The sequence below is a fragment of the Bradyrhizobium sp. USDA 3240 genome, assembly GCF_054063295.1.
In genome coordinates this window covers 3,982,744-4,002,017 of sequence record NZ_JBSSGD010000002.1, presented here as the reverse complement: position 1 = coordinate 4,002,017, position 19,274 = coordinate 3,982,744, and the positions used below count along the sequence as shown (strand labels likewise).

Here is a 19,274-nt window from a genome sequence, read left to right as displayed (position 1 = left end):
CGCCTGCCAGTAGCAAATAACGTCTGCGTCAGCCCTATGCTGCGCCCGCTAAGAGAAATTCTAACTCCGGGATGTGGGTACCGGAGGACGGCTTGTTCCCTGGGAGGGGGCGGGAAGCCTATCCCCTCGTCATTCCGGGGCTCGCGAAGCGAGAGCCCGGAATCCATCGGGCCCCAGCCCCCACGATGAAATGGATTCCGGGCTCGCGCCAAGTGGCGCGCCCCGGAATGACGGAGGAGAGAAAACCCTACGCCTGATCCAGCCCGTACAGCGTGTGCAGCGTGCGGACCGCGAGTTCGGTGTAGGCGGCGTCGATCAGGACCGAGAACTTGATCTCGGAGGTGGTGATGGCGCGGATGTTGATGTTGCGCTCGGACAGCGCCTTGAACGCCTTCGCGGCGACACCGGCATGGCTGCGCATGCCGCTGCCGATCACCGAGACCTTGGCGACGTCGGTCGCGGTGTCGAGCCTGACATAGCCGATCTTGGCCTTGGCCGAGGTAATGGTGTCCTTGGCGCGGTTGTAGTCGGCGGCCGGCACCGTGAAGGTGAGGTCGGTGGTCTTGCCGTCCTCCGACACGTTCTGCACGATCATGTCGACATTGATGTTGGCATCCGCGAGCGGCCCGAAGATCGCCGCGGCGACGCCGGGCTTGTCCTCGATCTGGCGCACGGAAATCTGGGCTTCGTCCTTGGAGAAGGCGATGCCGGTGACGACGTGCATTTCCATGATTTCCTCCTCGCTGCAGATCAGCGTGCCCGGCGGCTGGTTGGCGTGCGGGTCGATATCCTCTGGCTTGTCGAAGCTGGAGCGCACGAAGATCGGCATGTTGTGCACCATGCCGAGTTCCACCGAGCGAACCTGCAGCACCTTGGCGCCCTGCGAGGCCAGCTCCAGCATGTCCTCGAATGCGATCTTGTCGAGCCGGCGCGCCTTCGGCACCACGCGCGGGTCGGTGGTGTAGACGCCGTCGACGTCGGTGTAGATGTCGCAGCGGTCGGCCTTCAGCGCAGCCGCGATCGCCACCGCCGAGGTGTCCGAACCGCCGCGGCCGAGCGTGGTGATGCGGCCGGTCTGCGGGTTGATGCCCTGGAAGCCGGCGATGACCGCGACCTCCTTGCGTTCCTTGAAGCGGTCGATGATCTCGCTGCCGTCGATATCGAGGATGCGCGCCGAGGCATGCGCGTCCGAGGTCTTGATCGGGATCTGCCAGCCCTGCCAGGAGCGCGCCTGGATGCCGATGCCCTGCAGCACGATCGCGAGCAGGCCCGAGGTGACCTGTTCGCCGGAGGCGACCACCGCGTCATATTCGCGCGCGTCGTGCATCGGCGAGGCCTCGGTGCACCAGCCCACCAGCTCGTTGGTCTTGCCGGACATCGCGGAGACGACGACGGCGACCTGGTGGCCGGCGTCGACCTCGCGCTTCACGTGCTGGGCGACGTTGCGGATACGATCGATATTGGCGACGGACGTACCGCCGAATTTCATCACGAGGCGGCCCATGACGACGCGTCTATTCCTTTAAGAGGATAAGTAGGTTAACCCACGCCGAAAACCGCAAGCGCGGGCACCGAAAGGCGCGTATACATAGCGCCGCGCCCGGGGGCAAGCCGGTTGGTAGGGGTCCCCGGAAGGTCTTTTGGGGGTGTTTTGCCGGTTGCCGGCGGGCTGTGGCGCAAGGGTGACTCGCGGGTAATTCGAAGGCGGGATTGGATGGGACGCTATATCGACGAAATCCTGCAGCCCGGCGAGAAGCTGCTGTATTCCACCAATGCGCACTGGATGTTCTATCTGCCGGCGATCGCGGCCTGGATCGTGGTGCTGGCGCTGCTGATCCTGTCCCGGATGACGACGGTCGACGCCCTGGTGCTGGCCTGCCTGGCGGCCGCCGCCGTGGTCGCGGTCGCGGCGCTGTACTGGACCGGCGCGGCCTGGTTCCATCGGTGGACCACGGAAACCGACGTCACCAATTTCCGCGTGGTGCACAAGAGCGGCTTCATCAAGCGGCGCACCTTCGAGATGAGCCTCGACAAGGTCGAGAGCGTCGACGTCAACCAGAGCATCATGGGGCGCCTGCTCAATTATGGCGACGTCACCATCCGCGGCGTCGGCGAGGGCATCGAGACCATCAAGACCATCGCCTCGCCGCTGGCGTTCCGCAATTCGATCACCGCGCGATAGGGGCGCGCGCAATCATGGCTACGCAAACAACTCTTTCAAATTCCTCCGCCAATGCCTCCGCGCACTCGGTCGATCCGGCTGAGGTGGCGAAATTCTCAAAACTGTCGGATGAATGGTGGGATCCGCGCGGCAAGATGGCGCCGCTGCACAAGATCAATCCGCTGCGCCTGACCTATATCCGCGACGCCGCCTGCCGCAAGTTCGAGCGCAACGCCAAGAGCCTCAGCTGCCTGTCCGGCCTGCGCCTGCTCGACATCGGCTGCGGCGCCGGCCTCTTGTGCGAGCCGTTCACGCGGCTCGGCGCCCAGGTGATCGGGATCGATCCGTCCGCCACCAACATCGCAGCCGCGAAGTTGCACGCCGACAAGGGGCATTTGTCGATCGACTACCGCTGCACCACGATCGAGGACATGGACGTCCGCGAGCGCTTCGACATCGTGCTGGCGATGGAGGTGGTCGAGCACGTCGTCGACGTCGGTGCCTTCGTCAAGCGCTGTACGGCGATGCTCAAGCCCGGCGGGCTGATGGTGGCGTCGACGATCAATCGCAACTGGAAGAGCTTTGCGCTGATCATCGTCGGCGCCGAATACGTGCTGCGCTGGCTGCCGCGCGGTACCCATGAGTGGAGCAAGTTCGTCACCCCCGACGAACTCGCGCGCTACCTCGGCGACGCCGGCCTGACCGTCACCGAACAGGCCGGAGTGGTCTACAACCCGCTCGCCGACAAATGGAGCGTCTCGTCCGACATGGACGTGAACTACATGGTGGTGGCGGAGGAGGCGTGAGCTGATCAGAACGATGGGCCACGTCAATCTCGATATGGACGTGCTGCGAACGCTGATCACGGCGTATCGGCTGGGCAATTTCAGCCGGGCCGCGGCAAAGATCGGCCGGTCGCAATCGGCGGTCAGCCAGCAGATCCGCAAGCTCGAAGAGCAGATCGGCCAACCGCTGTTCGTCAAGCAGGGCCGGGGGTTGGCTCTCACCGAGGCCGGCGAGCTGATATTGACCTATGCCCATCGCATTCTGGATCTGAATGACGAAGCGGTCGAGGCGCTGCGCAACCGGGCTCTCGAAGGTGTGGTTCGTTTCGGATTGCCTGCCGATTTTGCCGAAGTGTGGTTGCCGGCCGCGCTGGCCTACTTCAAGCAGGCCTATCCGGCGGTTCGCATCGAGGCCGTCGTCGATCGCAACCGGCTGCTGCTGCAGCAACTCGACGGAGGCGGCCTCGACCTCGTCCTGGCGCTCGACAACGACACGCGTACCGACGCGCAACCCGTGGCGACCTTGCCGGTGGTCTGGATCGGCAGCGCCTCGGCCGCTCCGTCCTGGCATCAGGGCGAGCCGGTGCCGCTCGCGGTCTATGAGGCGCCGTGCTTCTTCCGCCAGCGCGCCATCGCTGCGCTCGATCGGGCGGGCATCGCCTGGCGTATCGCCTTCAGCAGCCCAAGCCTGCCGGGGCTTTGGGCCGCGGTCGAAGCCGGCCTGGGGGTGACGCTGCGGACGGCGGTCGCGTTGCCGGATCAATTGCGCGCGCTCCCCGCCAGCGCCGGATTGCCGCCGGTGCCGGCATCCTCGCTCAAGGCTTGCCTGCACGACGCCGGCAGAACGCTCGAGCCTGCCGTGGTGAGATTGCGGTCGATCATCAGAACGACGTTGCAGGACCATCTGGCCCAGCCGCAGCGCGGACTGGCCCGGGTTGCGCGCTGACGACCGGCTGTCGCTTCGGCGAAGCTGCAACCGTCCGGTTTTTCTGAACTCTCGCATCAGAACAACTGCATTTTATTACGCGGCCGGATCCTTGATCGTGGTGGTGAGCCAACCACGATTTGAAAGGACCGTTGCATGAAGTTAGCTGCATTGATGAAGGGTGTTTGCGTCGCTCTGCCGTTCTTGATGACGGCCGCGTTACCGCTGTTTCAAGCGCAAGCCGCCGGCGGCAATGCCGCGGCATCGCTGGCGGGGACGTGGAGCCTGGTCGCTGCCGATGTGCTGCACGGCGATGGCAGCCGCGGGCACGATTATGGGCCCTCGCCCAGGGGCATGTTGTTCATCGATGCCGAAGGACGATATTCGCTGCAGATTTTCGACAGCGAGCGAAGGCCCTTTGCGAACGCGGACAAGCTGAAGGCCACGGACGCTGAATACCGGGCCGCCGTGCTCGGCGTGAGCTCGCATTTCGGCAAGGTCGATGTCGACCCGGTGAAAGGAACGCTGGATTTTCACATCGCCAAGTCATCCTTTCCCAATTGGGAAGGTACCGAGCAGGTTCGATTCTATCAGTTGAAGGCCAACGAGTTGAGCTATCGCGTGCCGCCGAGGTCGAATGGCGACACGCCGATCTCGGTCTGGCGGCGCGTCGACTGATCCCGGCGGCCTCGTTTGGTGGCGCGCTGTTGCCACCCGAAAGCTGTCGTCCCTGCTTTCGCAGGGACGACACCGGGCTTGCGGCTCGATCGCAGCCCTGTCATGCACCGTCTCGGTTGACCGCCTCGACCGCAATCGGCACGTTGTGCGCGTACTCCCGCCCCGGCGCACTTTCGTCATCCCGCATGTTCACGATCGCCTCGCTCTGGATCCCCTTCACCATCGTCGCTGCGTTCGGGCAAGTGGCGCGCAATGCGATGCAGCGGCATCTGACCGGGCCGCTCGGGACCTGGGGCGCGACCAATATCCGTTTCCTGTTCGGCCTGCCGTTCGCGGTGGTGTTCTTCGCGCTGGCGGTGCTGCTGACCGGCGATCGCGTGCCGTGGCCGGCGGCCTCGTTCTGGCCGTGGCTGTTGTCGGGTGCGCTCAGCCAGATCGTCGGCACCGGCTTCATGCTGCTGGCGATGAACGACCGCTCCTTCGTGGTGACCACGGCCTATATGAAGACCGAGGCGATCCAAACCGCGATCTTCGGCTTCATCTTCCTCGGCGACCATCTGACGACGCCCAAGGTGATCGCGATCGTGATCGCCACCATCGGCGTCGTCGTCACCGCGCTGCGGCCCGGCGGGCAGAAGAGTTTTGCCGATCTGCGCCCGACCGTGCTCGGCCTCGGCGCCGCCGCGGTGTTCGCGATCTCGGCGGTGAGCTTTCGCGGCGCGATCATTGCCGTGCCCGGCGTCTCGTTTGTGACGGCGGCGTCGTACACGCTGATGTGGAGCCTGTTCGTCCAGACGCTGATTCTGTCGGTCTATCTGCTGCTGCGCGCGCCCGACGTGCTGCGAAAGATTCTCGGCCTGTGGCGGCCCTCGATGTTCGCGGGCTTCATGGGCGCGTTCTCATCGCAGTTCTGGTTCCTGGCGTTCGCGCTCACCGCCGCCGCCAATGTGCGCACGCTGGCGCTGATCGAGGTGCTGTTCGCGCAGGGCGTGGCGTATTTCTCGCTCAAGCAGCCGTTCTCGCTGCGCGAGGTGATCGGCATCGTCCTGATCGTGATCGGCGTCGCGCTGCTGATCGCCGCGTAAACTCTTGTTTGACGCGTTTTCTTCACGCGAACCGGTAGCCACTTCGCTCGAAAACGCTATCAGCCCTTCACGGCGATCAGTACCGCGCCCGCCGAGATCAGGGCGATCCCGATCCAGCCATAGGCCGAGGGGCGCTCGCCAAGGAACACGGCGCCGAACAGCGCCACCAGCACCACGCTGAGCTTGTCGATCGGCGCGACCAGTGTGGCAGGTCCAAGCTTGAGTGCGCGGAAATAGCAGATCCACGACGCGCCGGTGCCGAGCCCGGACAGCAGCAGGAACAGCCAACTCTTGCCCGAGATCGGGTCGGCCTGGGTGAATTGCCCGGTCGCGAATAGGATGGCCGACAGCGTGATCAGCACGATCACGGTGCGGATCAGGGTGGCGAGATCGGAGTTGATGCCCTCGACGCCGACCTTGGCGAAGATCGCGGTCAGCGCCGCGAAAATGGCCGAAAGAAACGCCCAGGCCTGCCAGGTCGCGGTCAATTCCGGTCTTCCGGCAGCGTCGGCAGCGGCGAGACCTCGACGCCTTCGTCGATCAGCGCGCGCGCCTCCTCGGGCGAGGCCTCGCCGTAGATCGGCCGGTGCTCGATATCGCCGTAATGCATCTTGCGCGCCTCGTTCGGGAAACGCTCGCCGACATTGTCGGCGTTCTTCACGATGTGGTCGCGCAGTTCCTTCAGCTTGCTACGCAGCTCGCGCTCCTGCGCCATCATCAGCGACGTCGATTCGGCAGGCGGTGCCTCGACGGGGGCGGCCGGCGCCGGCTGGGCCCGTTCGCGGCCCTTCTTGCTGACGATTTGCGGCGCCATGATCGCGCGCTCGATCTTGTCAGAGCCGCAGGACGGGCAATCGATCAGGTGACGCCGCTCCTGCGATTCATAGGCCGCCGAGCTCTGGAACCAGCTCTCGAACTGATGGCCGCGCTCGCAGCGCAGCGTGTAGCGGATCATGCCGAGCCCCGGACGAGGTGCAGATGCTCCGGGCCGGCTTTGGGGTCGGCGATGCCGAAACGCCTGCCGTGCTGAAGTGAAGGGATAGTCTTGCGCGCGGTCTCGACCTTGGTGGGGTCGATCTCGGCCAGGAATACGCCCGGCTCGACGCCGCCTTCGGCGAGGATCTCGCCCCAGGGGTCGATGATCAGCGAATGCCCGAAGGTCTCGCGCTTGTTCTCATGCAGGCCGGCTTGCGCCGCCGCAAACACGAAGCAGCCGGTCTCGATAGCGCGGGCGCGCAGCAGCGTGTGCCAGTGCGCTTCGCCGGTCTTGCGGGTGAAGGCGGAGGGCACCGTGAGGAACGACGCGCCGGCTTCGGCGAGTGCGCGATAGAGCGCCGGGAAGCGCACGTCGTAGCAGATCGTCAATCCGATCCGGCCCCAGGGCAGGTCGGAGATCACAGCGGTCTCGCCGGGCTGGTAATTGGCCGATTCGCGATAGCTCTCGCCGCCGGGCAGATCGATGTCGAACATGTGGATCTTGTCGTAACTCGCGAGCACATTGCCCTCGGGCCCGATCAGGAACGAGCGGTTGACCGCCTTCTCCGGCGAATAGCGCAGCGCCAGCGAGCCGATATGCAGATGGATCTTCAATTCGGCGGCCAGCGCGCGATAGGCCTGCAGCGACTTGTCGTCCTCTTCGCTGGCGAGGTGCTCGAACAGCGCCTTGCGGTTCAGCTGCATCATGTTGCTGACCTCGGGGGTCAGCACGTACTTGGCGCCCTGCGCCGCCGCTTCGCGGATCAGCCGCGTGCCCTGTTCGAGGCTCGGCTCGGGCAGCAATCCGGTGCGCATCTGCACCATGGCGGCGGTGAAAATGTTGTCCGTGCTCATCAGGCGCCGCCTCCGTTGCTGAGCAGGCCGTCGAGCTTGCCCTCGCGGTCGAGCGCGTAGAGCTCGTCGCAGCCGCCGACATGGGTCTTGTCGATGAAGATCTGCGGGAACGTCGAGCCCGCGCCGGCGCGATCGTACATCTCGTCGCGGTACGCCGGGTTGCTGGCGACGCTCAATTCGGTGAACGCGGCGTTCTTGCGCGTCAAAAGCGATTTGGCCGCGGTGCAATAACCGCAGCCGGGGCGGGTATAGATTTCGATGGCAGCGGTCATGGTGTGCTCGGTTGAACCAGAAGTTACAGATTATATGGGAGCGCGGTGGGTATCGACAACCCGGGCAAACACCAGCACGTCGACCTGCGCGGCCTTGGCGCGCAACAGCGCCCGTGCGCAGGCATCCACTGTGGCGCCAGAGGTCAGGACGTCGTCGACCAGGATCACGCGGCGGCCCTGGATGTCAGCCTTGCGTTCATCGGCGACCCCGAATGCGCCCTGCACATTGCTGGCGCGGTCCTTGCGCGACAGCCCGATCTGCTGCTCGGTGGCGCGGGTGCGCCGCAGCGCCTCGGACACCATTTTGACGCCGCTCTGGCGCGCGATCACCTTGGCGAGCGCGCCGGACTGGTTGTAGCGCCGGCTCCAGCCGCGCCGCCAATGCAGGGGAACCGGCACCAGCATGTCGGCATCTGCTAGCAATTCCTTCCCCGCGCGCGCCATCCAGCGGCCCATTGTCGGCGCCAGATCGGTGCGATCCTGGTATTTCAATGCGTGCACCAGGGTGCGCGCGACGTCGTCATAGCGCACCGCGGCGCGGGCGCGCTGGTAGGACGGTGGATTGGCGATCGCCTCCATCGACAGCAGCTCGGGACCTGGATCGTAGACAAAGGGAATCCCGAGCCGCGGGCAGAACGGCGGCGCGATGAACGACAATTTGGCCCAGCAGGCCGCGCAGACGCCCTCGCCATGAACCGGCTCGCGGCAGGACACGCACAGCGTCGGCAGCGCGATGTCGAGCATAAGCCGCGCGGTGCGCAGCCACGCGCCCCCGACCGCGCCAAGCGCCCGCTGAAAGTGTCCGGTAATGGAGCGTGTCGGTGATGCCTCGGCGTCCATGGCTGATGAGGCTAGCGTTTGAGCAACGCGGGCTCAAGGCGCATTGCCTGCGGCGGCCGACCGGCGTAACCAGCCGGCATGGCAACGACCCCGGCCACGGCTCCTGTCCTGTTCGATCGCGCATCGCTCCGCGCGCGGCTGGCGCGCGCGCAGGCCGCGGGGGCGGCGACGTTCCTGCTCGATCGGGCCACCGAGGACATGGCGGACCGGTTGCAGGCGGTGTCGCGCGGCTTTTCTTCCGCGGCCGACATCTGGACGCCGGGTGACGGGCTGGCGGACGCCTTGCGCGGGCGTGTCGCCTCGGTCGATCCGATCGGTTTCAGCGAGACGGAAGCGCTAGGACTGCCACCTGAATCGCTGGACCTCGCGGTCTCCGCGCTCGCCTTCCAGTTCGTCAACGATCTGCCGGGCGTGCTGACGCAAATCCGCCGCGCGCGCTGAAACCGGACGGGCTGCTGCTCGCGGCGATGCTCGGCGGCGACACGCTGACCGAGCTCCGGCAAAGCTTCGCCGCGGCGGAGGCGGAGTGCGAGGGCGGCGTGTCGCCGCGCGTCGCGCCGTTTGCCGATCTGCGCGATGTCGGCGCGCTGTTGCAGCGGGCCGGCTTTGCGCTGCCGGTGACCGATGTCGACCGCGTCGTGGTGCGCTATGCCAGCGCGTTCGCCTTGATGGCCGATCTCAGGCGTATGGGCGCCACCAATGTGCTGCGCGAGCGCCGCCACACCCCGACCCGCCGCGCCACGATGCTGCGGATGGCGCAGATCTACGGCGAGCGCTTCGCCGATCCCGACGGACGTATCCGCGCCACCTTCGACATCGTCTGGCTGTCCGGCTGGGCGCCGCATGAGAGCCAACCCAAGCCGCTCAAGCCGGGTTCGGCGAGGGCGAGTCTGGAAGCTGCGGTGAAGGGCACTTCACCCTCCCCTGGAGGGGGAGGGTCGACGCGAATGAAATGAGTGGCGGGGTGGGGGTGACGGTCTTTCGACTCGAACAGTGCCCGTGTTGAGAGACCGTCACCCCACCTCGATCCGCATTCCGCTGCGCTTCATGCGGATCGATCCTCCCCTCCAGGGGAGGATGAAGAGATCACAGCAGCAAATCCATCAGATGCGGCTGCAGCCGGGTGTCCGCGGGCCTGTGAGTTGCCCGACGCGTCAAGTCGCCTGGTCGAATGCCGGCCGCCGCCGGCTACTGTGCATGGGGTTGTTTTCGATATTTTGGGTAGCCGCGCCTCTCCCGCAAGCGGGGGAGGCTGAGATCACAGCAGCAGATCCATCAGATGCGGCAGCAGCGGAATGTCCGCCGGCGGCATCGGATAGTCGCGCAGCTTGCCGGCACGGACCCAGGCGAGGTTCTGGCCCTCGCGCGCCACCGCCATGCCCTCCCAGCGGCGGCAGATGTAGAGCGGCATCAGCAGATGGAAGGTCTCGTAGGCATGGCTGGCGAAGGTCAGCGGCGCGAGGCACGGCTCGCTCACGGTGATGCCGATCTCCTCGTGCAGCTCGCGGATCAGGGTCTGCTCCGGCCGCTCGCCGGGCTCGATCTTGCCGCCGGGGAATTCCCACAGGCCCGCCAGTGCCTTGCCTTCGGGACGCTGCGCCAGCAGCACGCGCTTGTCGGCGTCGACCAGCGCGCAGGCGACGACGAGGGTCAGCTTGATGTCAGCCATGTAGCTGGAATGTCCTTCTCATCTGCAAGCTTTCATTAACCAGCAACGCCCCGTCAGCCAAACGATTTATGCCGGCGCGCTCTTTCTGCATTCGCGATAAGCCGGCCTTAATTCGCGGCAGGCAGGGTGAAGCTCCTGATTTATCAGCCCATCAATTTCTCTGCCGATATAACCCATGCGCACCTTGCTCCGGACCGTCAGCCGTTTCCGCCGCGATCGCTCCGGCAACATCGCGATGATCTTCGGCCTGGCCTTGCTGCCGCTGCTCGTCGCGGTCGGATGCGCGGTCGACTATTCCCGCGCCAACCAGATCCGCAGCAAGCTGATCTCCGCCGCCGACGCGGCGAGCGTCGGATCGGTCGCCAAGGCATCGCCCGGTTTCATCGCGGCCGGCGCCATGACCTCGGACGGCGAGATCTCGGCGGGAGAAGCCGACGCGAAGAAGATCTTCAACGGCAACATCTTCAACCAGAACGGCTTCACGTTGACCAACGTGACGCCGACCATGACCAAGAGCGGCAGCATCATCACCTCGACGGTCCAATTCACCGCCGACGTCCCGACCATGTTCCTCGGCGTGCTGGGGCGGAGCAAGGTGTCGGTGTCGGGCACCTCGACCTCGACCGCGAACATGCCGCTCTATATCGATTTCTATCTGCTGCTCGATAACTCACCGTCGATGGGCGTCGGCGCCACGCCGACGGACGTCGCCAAGCTGGTCACGGCCACCACCGGCAACAGCTTCAAGCCGAACGACCAATGCGCCTTCGCCTGCCACGACTACAACGACCCCAACAACTACTACAATCTGGCGAAATCGCTTGGCGTCACGACGCGGATCGATGTGCTGCGCAGCGCGACCCAGCAATTGATGGATACCGCGGCGGCGACCCAGACCTATTCGAGCCAGTTCCGTATGGCGATCTATGACTTCGGCGCGTCCTCGGCGACTTACGGCTTGCGAAGCCTGTTTTCGCTGTCGCCTGTCGAGTGCAAAGTCGGCGGCCGGCAACATCGATCTGATGGGCGTCTACGGCAACAACGATTCCTACACCGCGGATAAGGACAGCCAGTTCACCGCGATTTTTCCCCAGATCAACAATGCGATCGCAAACCCGGGCGCGGGCACGTCGTCGGCGCCGCTGAAATATCTGTTCTTCGTATCCGACGGGGTCGCCGACGAGCCGAATACAAGCTGCCTGAAGCCGATCACCGGCAGCAATCGCTGCCAGTCGCCGATCAATCCGGCGCTCTGCGATGCGATCAAGAAGCGCAACATCAAGATCGCGGTGCTCTACACCACCTATCTGCAGCTGCCGACCAACAACTGGTACATGACCTGGATCGATCCGTTCAATCAGGGCCCGTTCGGCCCATCGCCGAACAGCCAGATCGCGCAGAACATGCAGACCTGTGCGTCGCCGGGCTTCTATTTCGAGGTCAGCCCGACCCAGGGCATCGCGGACGCGATGAACGCGCTGTTCAAGAAAGCAGTCGCCGACGCGCGGATCAGCAGTTAAGGCCGCGAGTCTTATCTCTCCCCGTCACCCTGAAGAGGCCGCGCAGCGGCCGTCTCGAAGGGTCGACGGCCCAACTCCCTCACAGCGCTGATGCATTCAGGCCGTGCATCCTTCGAGGCTCGCTCCGCTCGGACCTCCAGCGACAAAGGCGAAGCCTTTGCGCGGGGATGACGGGACTTACACCGTCATTGCGAGCGAAGCGAAGCAATCCATCTCACCGCACATACGGACGGGCGGATTGCTTCGTTGCTTCGCTCCTCGCAATGACGGAGGTGATTGGGAAAGCGGTTACGACCTGTAATCGCCGTTGATCGCAACGTATTCCTTGGTGAGGTCGCAGGTCAGCACGCGGTCCTTCGCGTTGCCGAGGCCGAGCGCGACCTTGATCTGGATCTTCGGCGCCTTCATCGCCTCCGACACCTCTTTCTCATTGTAGGACGGATCGCGCGCGCCGCTCTTGGCGACGCGGATGCCGTTGAAGGAGATCGAGAGCTTGTCGCGGTTGGCGGGTTCGCCGGCCTTGCCGACCGCCATCACCACGCGGCCCCAATTGGCGTCCTCGCCGGCGATCGCGGTCTTCACCAGCGGCGAATTGGCGATCGACATCGCGATTCTGCGCGCCGACGGTTTTGTGGTGGCGCCCTCGACCACCACCTCGACCAGCTTGCGGGCGCCTTCGCCGTCGCGCGCCACCTGCTCGGACAGATTGGCGAGGATCTGCTGGAACGCCTTGGTGAAGGCCTTCAGGCGCGGGTCGCTGGCGCGCGAGATCTTCGGCGCGCCGTTGGCGGCCGCAGCACCGGTCGCAAATGCGAGCAGCGTGTCCGAGGTCGAGGTGTCGCCGTCGATGGTCAGCGCATTGAAGGTGTCCTCGACGCCGGCCTTGAGCAGGGATTGCAGCACGGCCGCCGACAGCGGAGCGTCGGTGAAGACGAAGGACAGCATGGTCGCCATGTCGGGCATGATCATGCCGGCGCCCTTGGCCATGCCGTTGATCGTCACCTTGGCCTTGCCGAGCTTCACGGTCGCGGTGGCGACCTTCGGGAAGGTATCGGTGGTCATGATCGCCTTGGCCGCGTCCATCCACAGATCGGGGGTCGCGGTCTCCGCGAGCTGCGCCAGCACGCCGTCGAACTTGGTGGCGTCGAGCGGCTCGCCGATCACGCCGGTGGAGGCAAGGAACACGTCCGACGTCGAACAGCCGACCGCCTTCGCCGCGATCTGCGCGGTCAGTGCGGTCGACGACTTGCCGGTCTTGCCGGTGAAGGCGTTGGCGTTGCCGGAATTGACCACCAGCGCGCGCGCCGCCCCGCCCTTCAGATTGGCGCGGCACCATTCGACCGGAGCCGACGGGCATTTCGACTTGGTGAAGACGCCGGCCACCGTGGTGCCCTTGTCCAGCAGCGCGAGCAGCACGTCAGTGCGGCCCTTGTAGCGGATGCCGGCGGCAGCGGTCGCAAGCCGCACACCCGCGATCACGGGCATCTCGGGAACGTCAGGCGGGGCGAGGGGGGAGACGGCGGTGGACATGGGAGGCTTCCGGCTACGGGGAGGGAAGCGCTGCATAACATCTCGCCGGCTGAAGCGGGAGAGGGCTCGGGCGCGAACGCGCTGTCATCAATTGTTCAAAGAGACGCCTGTAGCCCGGATGGAGCGAAGCGTAATCCGGGTCCGCTGTCACCGCGGATGGTCTGCCCGGATTTCGCTGCGCTTCATCCGGGCTACCGTTCACCTCAAAAAGCAAATGGCCGGGACATGCCCGGCCATCGCAACTGCTTTCGCTCTGGAGCTTACTTCTTCGCCGGCGCCATCTTGTTGTCGGCGGGCTTCGGCGCGTCCTTGGCGGCATCGGCCGGCGCCGTCGCGTCCTTGGCCGTCTCGGCCGGCTTGTCCAGGCGCTCGACCTTGGCGGCCTCGCGCAGCTTGGCGACATAGTCGGCCTGGGCCTTGCGGGTCACATAGGTCTCGATCTGGGCCTTCACCTGCTCGAAGTCGGGCGCCTTGCGGTTGCGCTTTTCCTCGACCTTGATGATGTGCCAGCCGAACTGCGACTTGACCGGATCGGAGATCTTGCCCGGCTCGAGCGTGAAGGCGACCGCGGAGAATTCCGGCACCATCTGCTCCTTGGTGAAGAAGCCGAGGTCGCCGCCGTCGGAGGCGCCGGGATCCTTGGACTTCTTCTTGGCGAGCTCGGCAAAGTCCGCGCCCTTGTCGAGCTCGGCCTTGATCGCCTTCGCTTCGTCCTCGGTCTCGACCAGGATGTGGCGGGCGCGCACCTCCTGCTCGCCGGTGATCTGCTTGGAGGCCTCTTCATAGACCTTCTTCATGGCGTCGTCGGTGGTCGCAGCCTTGCCCTCGCTGGCAAGCAGGCTGTCCATCAACAGGCGGTTGCGGGTGAAGGCGAGCCGCTTCTTGAAGTCGTCATTGTTCTCGATCTTCTTGTCCTCGGCGGCCTTGGACACGATCTTCATGTCGATCAGGAAGGACAGCACGTTGTCCTTGCGGGTCGAGGGGTCCATCTGCTGCAGGCTCGGGCCGAGTTCCTCCTCGGCGAGCGCCACGTCGCTGGCATGGATCTCGGAACCGTTCACCTTCGCCAGCACCGGGTCGGATTCCGCGGCGCGGACCGGGAGGCCGGCAGCCAGCACTGCGACAAGACAGCCCGTGGCGGCCAGGGTGGCGAGGCCGAGGCGCAGGCCGGTTTTGGTTTCCGGAGGCGAGGTGGTCATGCAAAATCCTTGGTCTAAAGGGGGGGAGCTCGAGCGGGGCGGACACTCGCCCAATCGTGTTACATTGGCAACGCGAAAGTCTTGTCAAAATGATGAATTCCTTGACATCTTGGCGGCGTTGACAACCCCCCGACCGGGCCATATCTCTGGCCGACCGTGTCAGTGGTGAGAGCGCTTATTTTGCTGCGTTTTTCGCCGTTGAACCCAGGATGGCCTGTTTCCCACTCAATTGGCGGAGGAGCTCCGGGCCGGGGCTCGAACCGTAGCGCGTCACGGTGAGTTGATAGGCAATCCGGCGGACCATCTCAGGCTGTATTCCAAGACTGAAATTCAACACTGAACCAAGACCGAACTCGAGACCGAAGAACAGGAATTTCGCATGATCGGCGCGCTCGCCCGCAAGTTTTTCGGCTCCTCCAACGACCGCCGGGTCAAGGGGTATCAGTCCCGCGTCAGCGCCATCAACGCCCTCGAGCCCGAAATCGTCAAACTGACGGACGATGAGCTCAAGGCCCGCACCGCCGAGTTCAAGCAGCAGCTCGCCGGCGGCAAGACGCTCGACGACCTCCTGGTTCCGGCCTTCGCCACGGTGCGCGAGGCGGCCAAGCGGACGCTCGGCCAGCGCCATTTCGACGTCCAGCTGATCGGCGGCATGGTGCTGCACGAGGGCGACATCGCCGAGATGAAGACCGGCGAAGGCAAGACGCTGGTTGCAACCCTCGCGGTCTACCTCAACGCGCTCGCCGGCAAGGGCGTCCATGTCGTCACCGTCAACGACTACCTCGCCCGCCGCGACTCCGGCTGGATGGGCCAGATCTATTCGTTCCTGGGGCTGACCACCGGCGTGATCGTGCACGGCCTCGACGATGCCGAGCGCAAGGCCGCCTATGCCTGCGACATCACCTACGGCACCAACAACGAATACGGCTTCGACTATCTGCGCGACAACATGAAGTACCGCCTGGAGGACATGGTCCAGCGCGAGCATTTCTACGCAATCGTCGACGAAGTCGACTCGATTCTGATCGACGAAGCGCGCACGCCCTTGATCATCTCCGGCCCGCTCGACGATCGTTCGGATTTCTACAACACCATCGACACCTTCATGCCGAAGCTTGTCAAGAAGGACGACTTCGAGGTCGACGAGAAGCAGCGCACGGTGACGCTGACCGAAGGCGGCATGGAGAAGCTCGAGAACCTGCTGCGCGACGCCGGCCAGCTCAAGGGCGACTCGCTGTACGATGTCGAGAACGTCTCCGTCGTGCATCACGTCAACCAGGCGCTGCGCGCGCACACGCTGTTCACGCGCGACAAGGATTACATCGTCCGCGACGACGAGGTCGTCATCATCGACGAGTTCACCGGCCGCATGATGCAGGGCCGGCGCTATTCGGAAGGCCTGCACCAGGCGCTGGAAGCCAAGGAGCACGTCACGGTCCAGCCCGAGAACCAGACGCTGGCCTCGATCACCTTCCAGAACTATTTCCGGATGTATCAGAAGCTGTCCGGCATGACCGGCACGGCGCTGACCGAGGCCGACGAACTGTTCGACATCTACAAGCTCGAGGTCGTCGAGATCCCGACCAACCTGCCGGTGGCGCGCCTCGACGAGGACGACGAGGTCTACCGCACCCAGAACGAGAAATACGCCGCGATCCTTGCCGAGATCGAGCGCGCCAACAAGCGGCTGCAGCCGGTGCTGGTCGGCACGGCGTCGATCGAGAAGTCGGAAGTGCTCGCCGAGTACCTCAAGAAGCACGGCTACAAGCAGATCGATTTCGGCGCCGAGTCCGGTATGGACAAGCTTTATGCTGCGGCCCGTGCGGGCAAGCCGGCAAAGCTGTTCGCGGTGCTGAACGCGCGCTTCCACGAGCAGGAAGCCTATATCGTCGCGGAAGCCGGCGTGCCGGGCGCGATCACGATCGCGACCAACATGGCCGGCCGCGGCACCGACATCAAGCTCGGCGGCTCGCTCGAGATGCGGATCCAGCAGGAGACCGCCGCGATCACCGACGAGGCCGAGAAGGCCAAGAAGATCGAGCTGATCAAGGCCGACATCGAGCGCTTCCGCGAGATCGTGCTGAAGGCGGAAGAGGATTTCGAGGTCGAGCCCGCCAAGGGCAACAAGCCCGCCAAGACCGTGAAGAAGCCGGGCGGCCTCTACATCATCGGCTCCGAGCGCCACGAATCCCGCCGGATCGACAACCAGCTGCGCGGCCGTTCCGGCCGTCAGGGCGACCCCGGCCGTTCGAAATTCTTCCTGTCGCTGGAAGACGACCTGATGCGCATCTTCGGCTCCGACCGGCTCGACAGCATGTTGCAACGGCTCGGCCTGCAGGAAGGCGAGGCCATTATTCATCCCTGGATCAACAAGGCGCTCGAGAAGGCCCAGCAGAAGGTCGAGGCGCGCAACTTCGACATCCGCAAAAACCTGCTCAAGTTCGACAACGTCCAGAACGACCAGCGCAAGGTGATCTTCGATCAGCGCATCGACCTGATGAAGGATGACAGCGTCGTCGAGACCGTGACCGACATGCGCCATGCCTTCGTCGAGGACGTGGTCGCCAAGCACATCCCCGAGCACGCCTATGCCGAGCAGTGGGACACCGCGGGCCTCAAGGAAGAATTGAAGCGCGTGCTCGATGTCGACCTGCCGGTCGACGAATGGGCCAAGGAAGAAGGCATCGCCGACGAGGAGCTGCTGACGCGCATCGAGAATCACGTCGACGAGCGCATGGCGGCCAAGGTCGCGCAATGGGGTCCCGACGTGATGCGTTACGTCGAGAAGACCATCCTGTTGCAGACGCTCGATCATCTCTGGCGCGAGCATTTGATCATGCTCGACCATCTGCGCCAGGTGATCGGCCTGCGCGGCTACGGCCAGCGCGATCCGTTGCAGGAGTACAAGACCGAAGCCTTCAATCTCTTCCAGGAGATGAGCGCGCATCTGCGCGAGGCGGTCACCGCCCAGCTGATGCGGGTCGAGATCGTGCCGCCGGAGGAGCCGCCGATGCCGCTGCCGCCGATGGAAGCGCACAAGCTCGATCCCAACACCGGTGAGGACGAGTTCGCCCAGGCCCGCCTGACCGAAGCCACCTATGCCCAGGCCTCGCTGGCGCCGGGGATGCCGGCTGCCGACCGCAATCCGAACGACCCGGCAAGCTGGGGCAAGGTCGGTCGCAACGAGGACTGCCCCTGCGGGTCAGGCAAGAAGTACAAGCACTGCCACGGGCGGTACGCGTAACGCCATTTAGCCGGTGAGTTCGACCATTATCGCTTGACGAGAGGACATCCGTCCTCGCCCGCCGGGCGAAACGCCTGATCGCCCGGGATGGTCGCAAGGATCTTGTAGTAGTCCCAAGGGCCACTCGATTCATCGGGGGTCTTTACCTGCACGAAATACATATCGTGCAGGAGCCTTCCGTCTTCCCTGAGCTTGCCGGCTTTCGTGTAAAAATCGTTGACTGGAATCTCGCGCATTTTTGCCATCACCGTTTTCGGCTCATCGGTGCCGGCTGCCTCGATCGCGCGAAGATAGTGACGGACTGCGGAATAAACCGACGCCTGCGCCGAGGTCGGCATACGGCCATGTCGTTGGAAAAAGCGCTTGGACCAGGCGCGCGTTTCGTCGTTGCGATCCCAGTAGAACCCTGTGACAAACCGCAAGCCTTGCGCCGCGCGAAGTCCGAGGCTGTTAATGTCGGTGATGAAGGCAAGAAGCGAGACGAGCGTCTGACCGCGGCGTGACAGTCCAAACTCGGTTGCCTGCTTGGTGGCGTTGATCATGTCTCCGCCGGCATTTGCCAGCGCAACGACCTTCGCGCCCGAGGCCTGCGCTTGCAGCAGATAAGAACTGAAATCCGCGCTGTTGATCGGGTGGCGCACGCTTCCCAGCACCTTGCCGCCACTGGCGAGGACGGCGCTGCTCGCATCAGCCTCCATCGAATAGCCAAAAGCGTAATCTGCGGTGATGAAGAACCAGGTGTCCCCGCCGCTGCGGACCATTGATCGAGCAAGCGTGTTGGTTAGTGCATATGAATCCTGGAGCCACGAGGCCTCGTTCGGCGTGCAGTTCTTTCCTGTGAACGCAGTGGTTCCGACGGCCCCGGCGATGGCGATGCGATTTTTCTGGAGTGCGACTTGCTCGACCGCGAGCGCGACGGATGAATTGTCGAATCCGACCGCCATATCGACGTTATCGACGTCGAACCAGTGACGCGCAATTGCGGCGCCGATGTCCGCCTTGCTTTGATGATCGCCAACTACGACATCGATGGGCTTGTTCAGGACCTTGCCGCCGAAATCCTCCACCGCCATGCGTGCGGCGATGACCGAGCCGGGCCCGCCAAAATCGGCGTACACACCAGACTGATCGTTCAATACCCCGATCCGTACGACATCGTCCGAAATCTGTGCGGAGGCTGTCCCGCTATAGGGGGATGCCAGACAGCCCAAAAGCACCGCGAGATGTGGCAACCGCATGGGTTCACCTCGGTGTCGGAATGGACGGCGCCGATCCTACTTGTTCTTCATTCAATTATCGATGGGCGAGTGGGAGGATGCCAAGGTGCTTGCTGACCTTCGGAGGTACCGTGAATGGATGATGGTCGCATCTTGGATCCATGGCGTCGGCCAAGACGCGTCATCGCCTTCACCGACTTCGGCATCGAAACCCTGATGGAGTTCGTCAGGATGCACGAAGAAAACCCCGGACTGCTCCACCGTGGATATCAAGGCCGCGCCCGCAACCTTGACGCGGCGGGCGCCTGGCCCGCCGCCG

At 64.4% G+C, this 19,274-nt stretch carries 16 protein-coding genes and 2 pseudogenes; 8 read left to right on the top strand and 10 right to left on the bottom strand.

The genetic code is table 11. The features are described from left to right. Positions 1-247 precede the first annotated feature (247 nt). The gene (locus ACVIGA_RS19600; protein ID WP_456667625.1) at positions 248-1,504 is read right to left on the bottom strand and encodes an aspartate kinase; all 1,257 of its coding nucleotides are present in this window, start codon (positions 1,502-1,504) and stop codon (positions 248-250) included. 210 nt (positions 1,505-1,714) lie between these two features. Between ACVIGA_RS19600 and ACVIGA_RS19595 the strand changes: the two genes are divergently transcribed. The 5 genes from ACVIGA_RS19595 (at position 1,715) to ACVIGA_RS19575 (ending at position 5,634) form a co-directional block, all read left to right on the top strand. Further along, positions 1,715-2,182, top strand: a complete 468-nt coding sequence (locus tag ACVIGA_RS19595) for a PH domain-containing protein (RefSeq protein WP_375777579.1) — start codon at positions 1,715-1,717, stop codon at positions 2,180-2,182. Positions 2,183-2,196: 14 nt separating this feature from the next. Next, complete coding sequence (ubiG, locus tag ACVIGA_RS19590) at positions 2,197-2,967, top strand: bifunctional 2-polyprenyl-6-hydroxyphenol methylase/3-demethylubiquinol 3-O-methyltransferase UbiG (protein ID WP_456667624.1); 771 nt, start codon at positions 2,197-2,199, stop codon at positions 2,965-2,967. A 13-nt stretch (positions 2,968-2,980) separates the two neighbouring features. Continuing rightward, positions 2,981-3,892: a LysR substrate-binding domain-containing protein gene (locus ACVIGA_RS19585; RefSeq protein WP_456667623.1), complete on the top strand. Its 912-nt coding sequence runs from the start codon at positions 2,981-2,983 to the stop codon at positions 3,890-3,892. 135 nt (positions 3,893-4,027) lie between these two features. Then, complete coding sequence (locus ACVIGA_RS19580; protein WP_456667622.1) at positions 4,028-4,549, top strand: lipocalin-like domain-containing protein; 522 nt, start codon at positions 4,028-4,030, stop codon at positions 4,547-4,549. Positions 4,550-4,734: 185 nt separating this feature from the next. Then, entirely contained in the window at positions 4,735-5,634 is a 900-nt protein-coding gene (locus ACVIGA_RS19575; RefSeq protein ID WP_456667621.1) for an EamA family transporter, read from the top strand. 59 nt (positions 5,635-5,693) lie between these two features. Here ACVIGA_RS19575 and ACVIGA_RS19570 read toward each other — a convergent pair whose 3' ends face one another. Genes ACVIGA_RS19570 through ACVIGA_RS19550 form a run of 5 tightly spaced genes read right to left on the bottom strand, consistent with a single transcriptional unit; the run spans position 5,694 to position 8,576 of the window. Continuing rightward, a complete protein-coding gene (locus ACVIGA_RS19570; protein WP_456667620.1) occupies positions 5,694-6,122 on the bottom strand; it encodes an EamA family transporter in 429 nt (142 codons plus the stop codon). After that, entirely contained in the window at positions 6,119-6,589 is a 471-nt protein-coding gene (locus ACVIGA_RS19565; protein ID WP_456667619.1) for a DUF1178 family protein, read from the bottom strand. The genes ACVIGA_RS19570 and ACVIGA_RS19565 overlap by 4 nt, the downstream gene beginning before the upstream one ends. Beyond that, positions 6,586-7,464 carry a carbon-nitrogen hydrolase family protein gene (locus ACVIGA_RS19560; RefSeq protein ID WP_456667618.1) on the bottom strand — a complete coding sequence of 293 codons (879 nt, stop codon included), beginning with the start codon at positions 7,462-7,464 and terminating at the stop codon, positions 6,586-6,588. Before ACVIGA_RS19560 ends, ACVIGA_RS19565 begins: the two co-directional genes overlap by 4 nt. Continuing rightward, positions 7,464-7,736, bottom strand: a complete 273-nt coding sequence (gene grxC, locus ACVIGA_RS19555) for a glutaredoxin 3 (RefSeq protein ID WP_097671104.1) — start codon at positions 7,734-7,736, stop codon at positions 7,464-7,466. The genes ACVIGA_RS19560 and grxC overlap by 1 nt, the downstream gene beginning before the upstream one ends. 30 nt (positions 7,737-7,766) lie before the next feature. Further along, positions 7,767-8,576: a ComF family protein gene (locus tag ACVIGA_RS19550; protein WP_456667617.1), complete on the bottom strand. Its 810-nt coding sequence runs from the start codon at positions 8,574-8,576 to the stop codon at positions 7,767-7,769. Positions 8,577-8,654: 78 nt separating this feature from the next. On the opposite strand from ACVIGA_RS19550, the pseudogene ACVIGA_RS19545 reads away from it, so the two are divergent. Continuing rightward, a pseudogene (locus ACVIGA_RS19545) lies at positions 8,655-9,532 on the top strand (methyltransferase domain-containing protein). 302 nt (positions 9,533-9,834) lie between these two features. On the opposite strand, the gene ACVIGA_RS19540 reads toward ACVIGA_RS19545, so the two are convergent. Beyond that, positions 9,835-10,245: a (deoxy)nucleoside triphosphate pyrophosphohydrolase gene (locus ACVIGA_RS19540; RefSeq protein WP_050630700.1), complete on the bottom strand. Its 411-nt coding sequence runs from the start codon at positions 10,243-10,245 to the stop codon at positions 9,835-9,837. A 175-nt stretch (positions 10,246-10,420) separates the two neighbouring features. Here ACVIGA_RS19540 and ACVIGA_RS19535 point away from each other — a divergent pair. Further along, a pseudogene (locus tag ACVIGA_RS19535) lies at positions 10,421-11,765 on the top strand (TadE/TadG family type IV pilus assembly protein). A 288-nt stretch (positions 11,766-12,053) separates the two neighbouring features. Here the strand turns inward: ACVIGA_RS19535 and argJ are convergent. Continuing rightward, positions 12,054-13,295: a bifunctional glutamate N-acetyltransferase/amino-acid acetyltransferase ArgJ gene (gene argJ, locus ACVIGA_RS19530; RefSeq protein WP_456667616.1), complete on the bottom strand. Its 1,242-nt coding sequence runs from the start codon at positions 13,293-13,295 to the stop codon at positions 12,054-12,056. A gap of 260 nt (positions 13,296-13,555) precedes the next feature. After that, positions 13,556-14,494, bottom strand: a complete 939-nt coding sequence (locus tag ACVIGA_RS19525; protein ID WP_212311945.1) for a peptidylprolyl isomerase — start codon at positions 14,492-14,494, stop codon at positions 13,556-13,558. Between the two features lie 379 nt (positions 14,495-14,873). On the opposite strand from ACVIGA_RS19525, the gene secA reads away from it, so the two are divergent. Next, a complete protein-coding gene (secA, locus tag ACVIGA_RS19520; RefSeq protein ID WP_456667615.1) occupies positions 14,874-17,738 on the top strand; it encodes a preprotein translocase subunit SecA in 2,865 nt (954 codons plus the stop codon). A 26-nt stretch (positions 17,739-17,764) separates the two neighbouring features. On the opposite strand, the gene ACVIGA_RS19515 is transcribed toward secA, so the two are convergent. Then, positions 17,765-18,976, bottom strand: coding sequence for an ABC transporter substrate-binding protein (locus ACVIGA_RS19515; protein ID WP_456667614.1), 1,212 nt, complete (start codon positions 18,974-18,976; stop codon positions 17,765-17,767). Between the last annotated feature and the right edge of the window lie 298 nt (positions 18,977-19,274).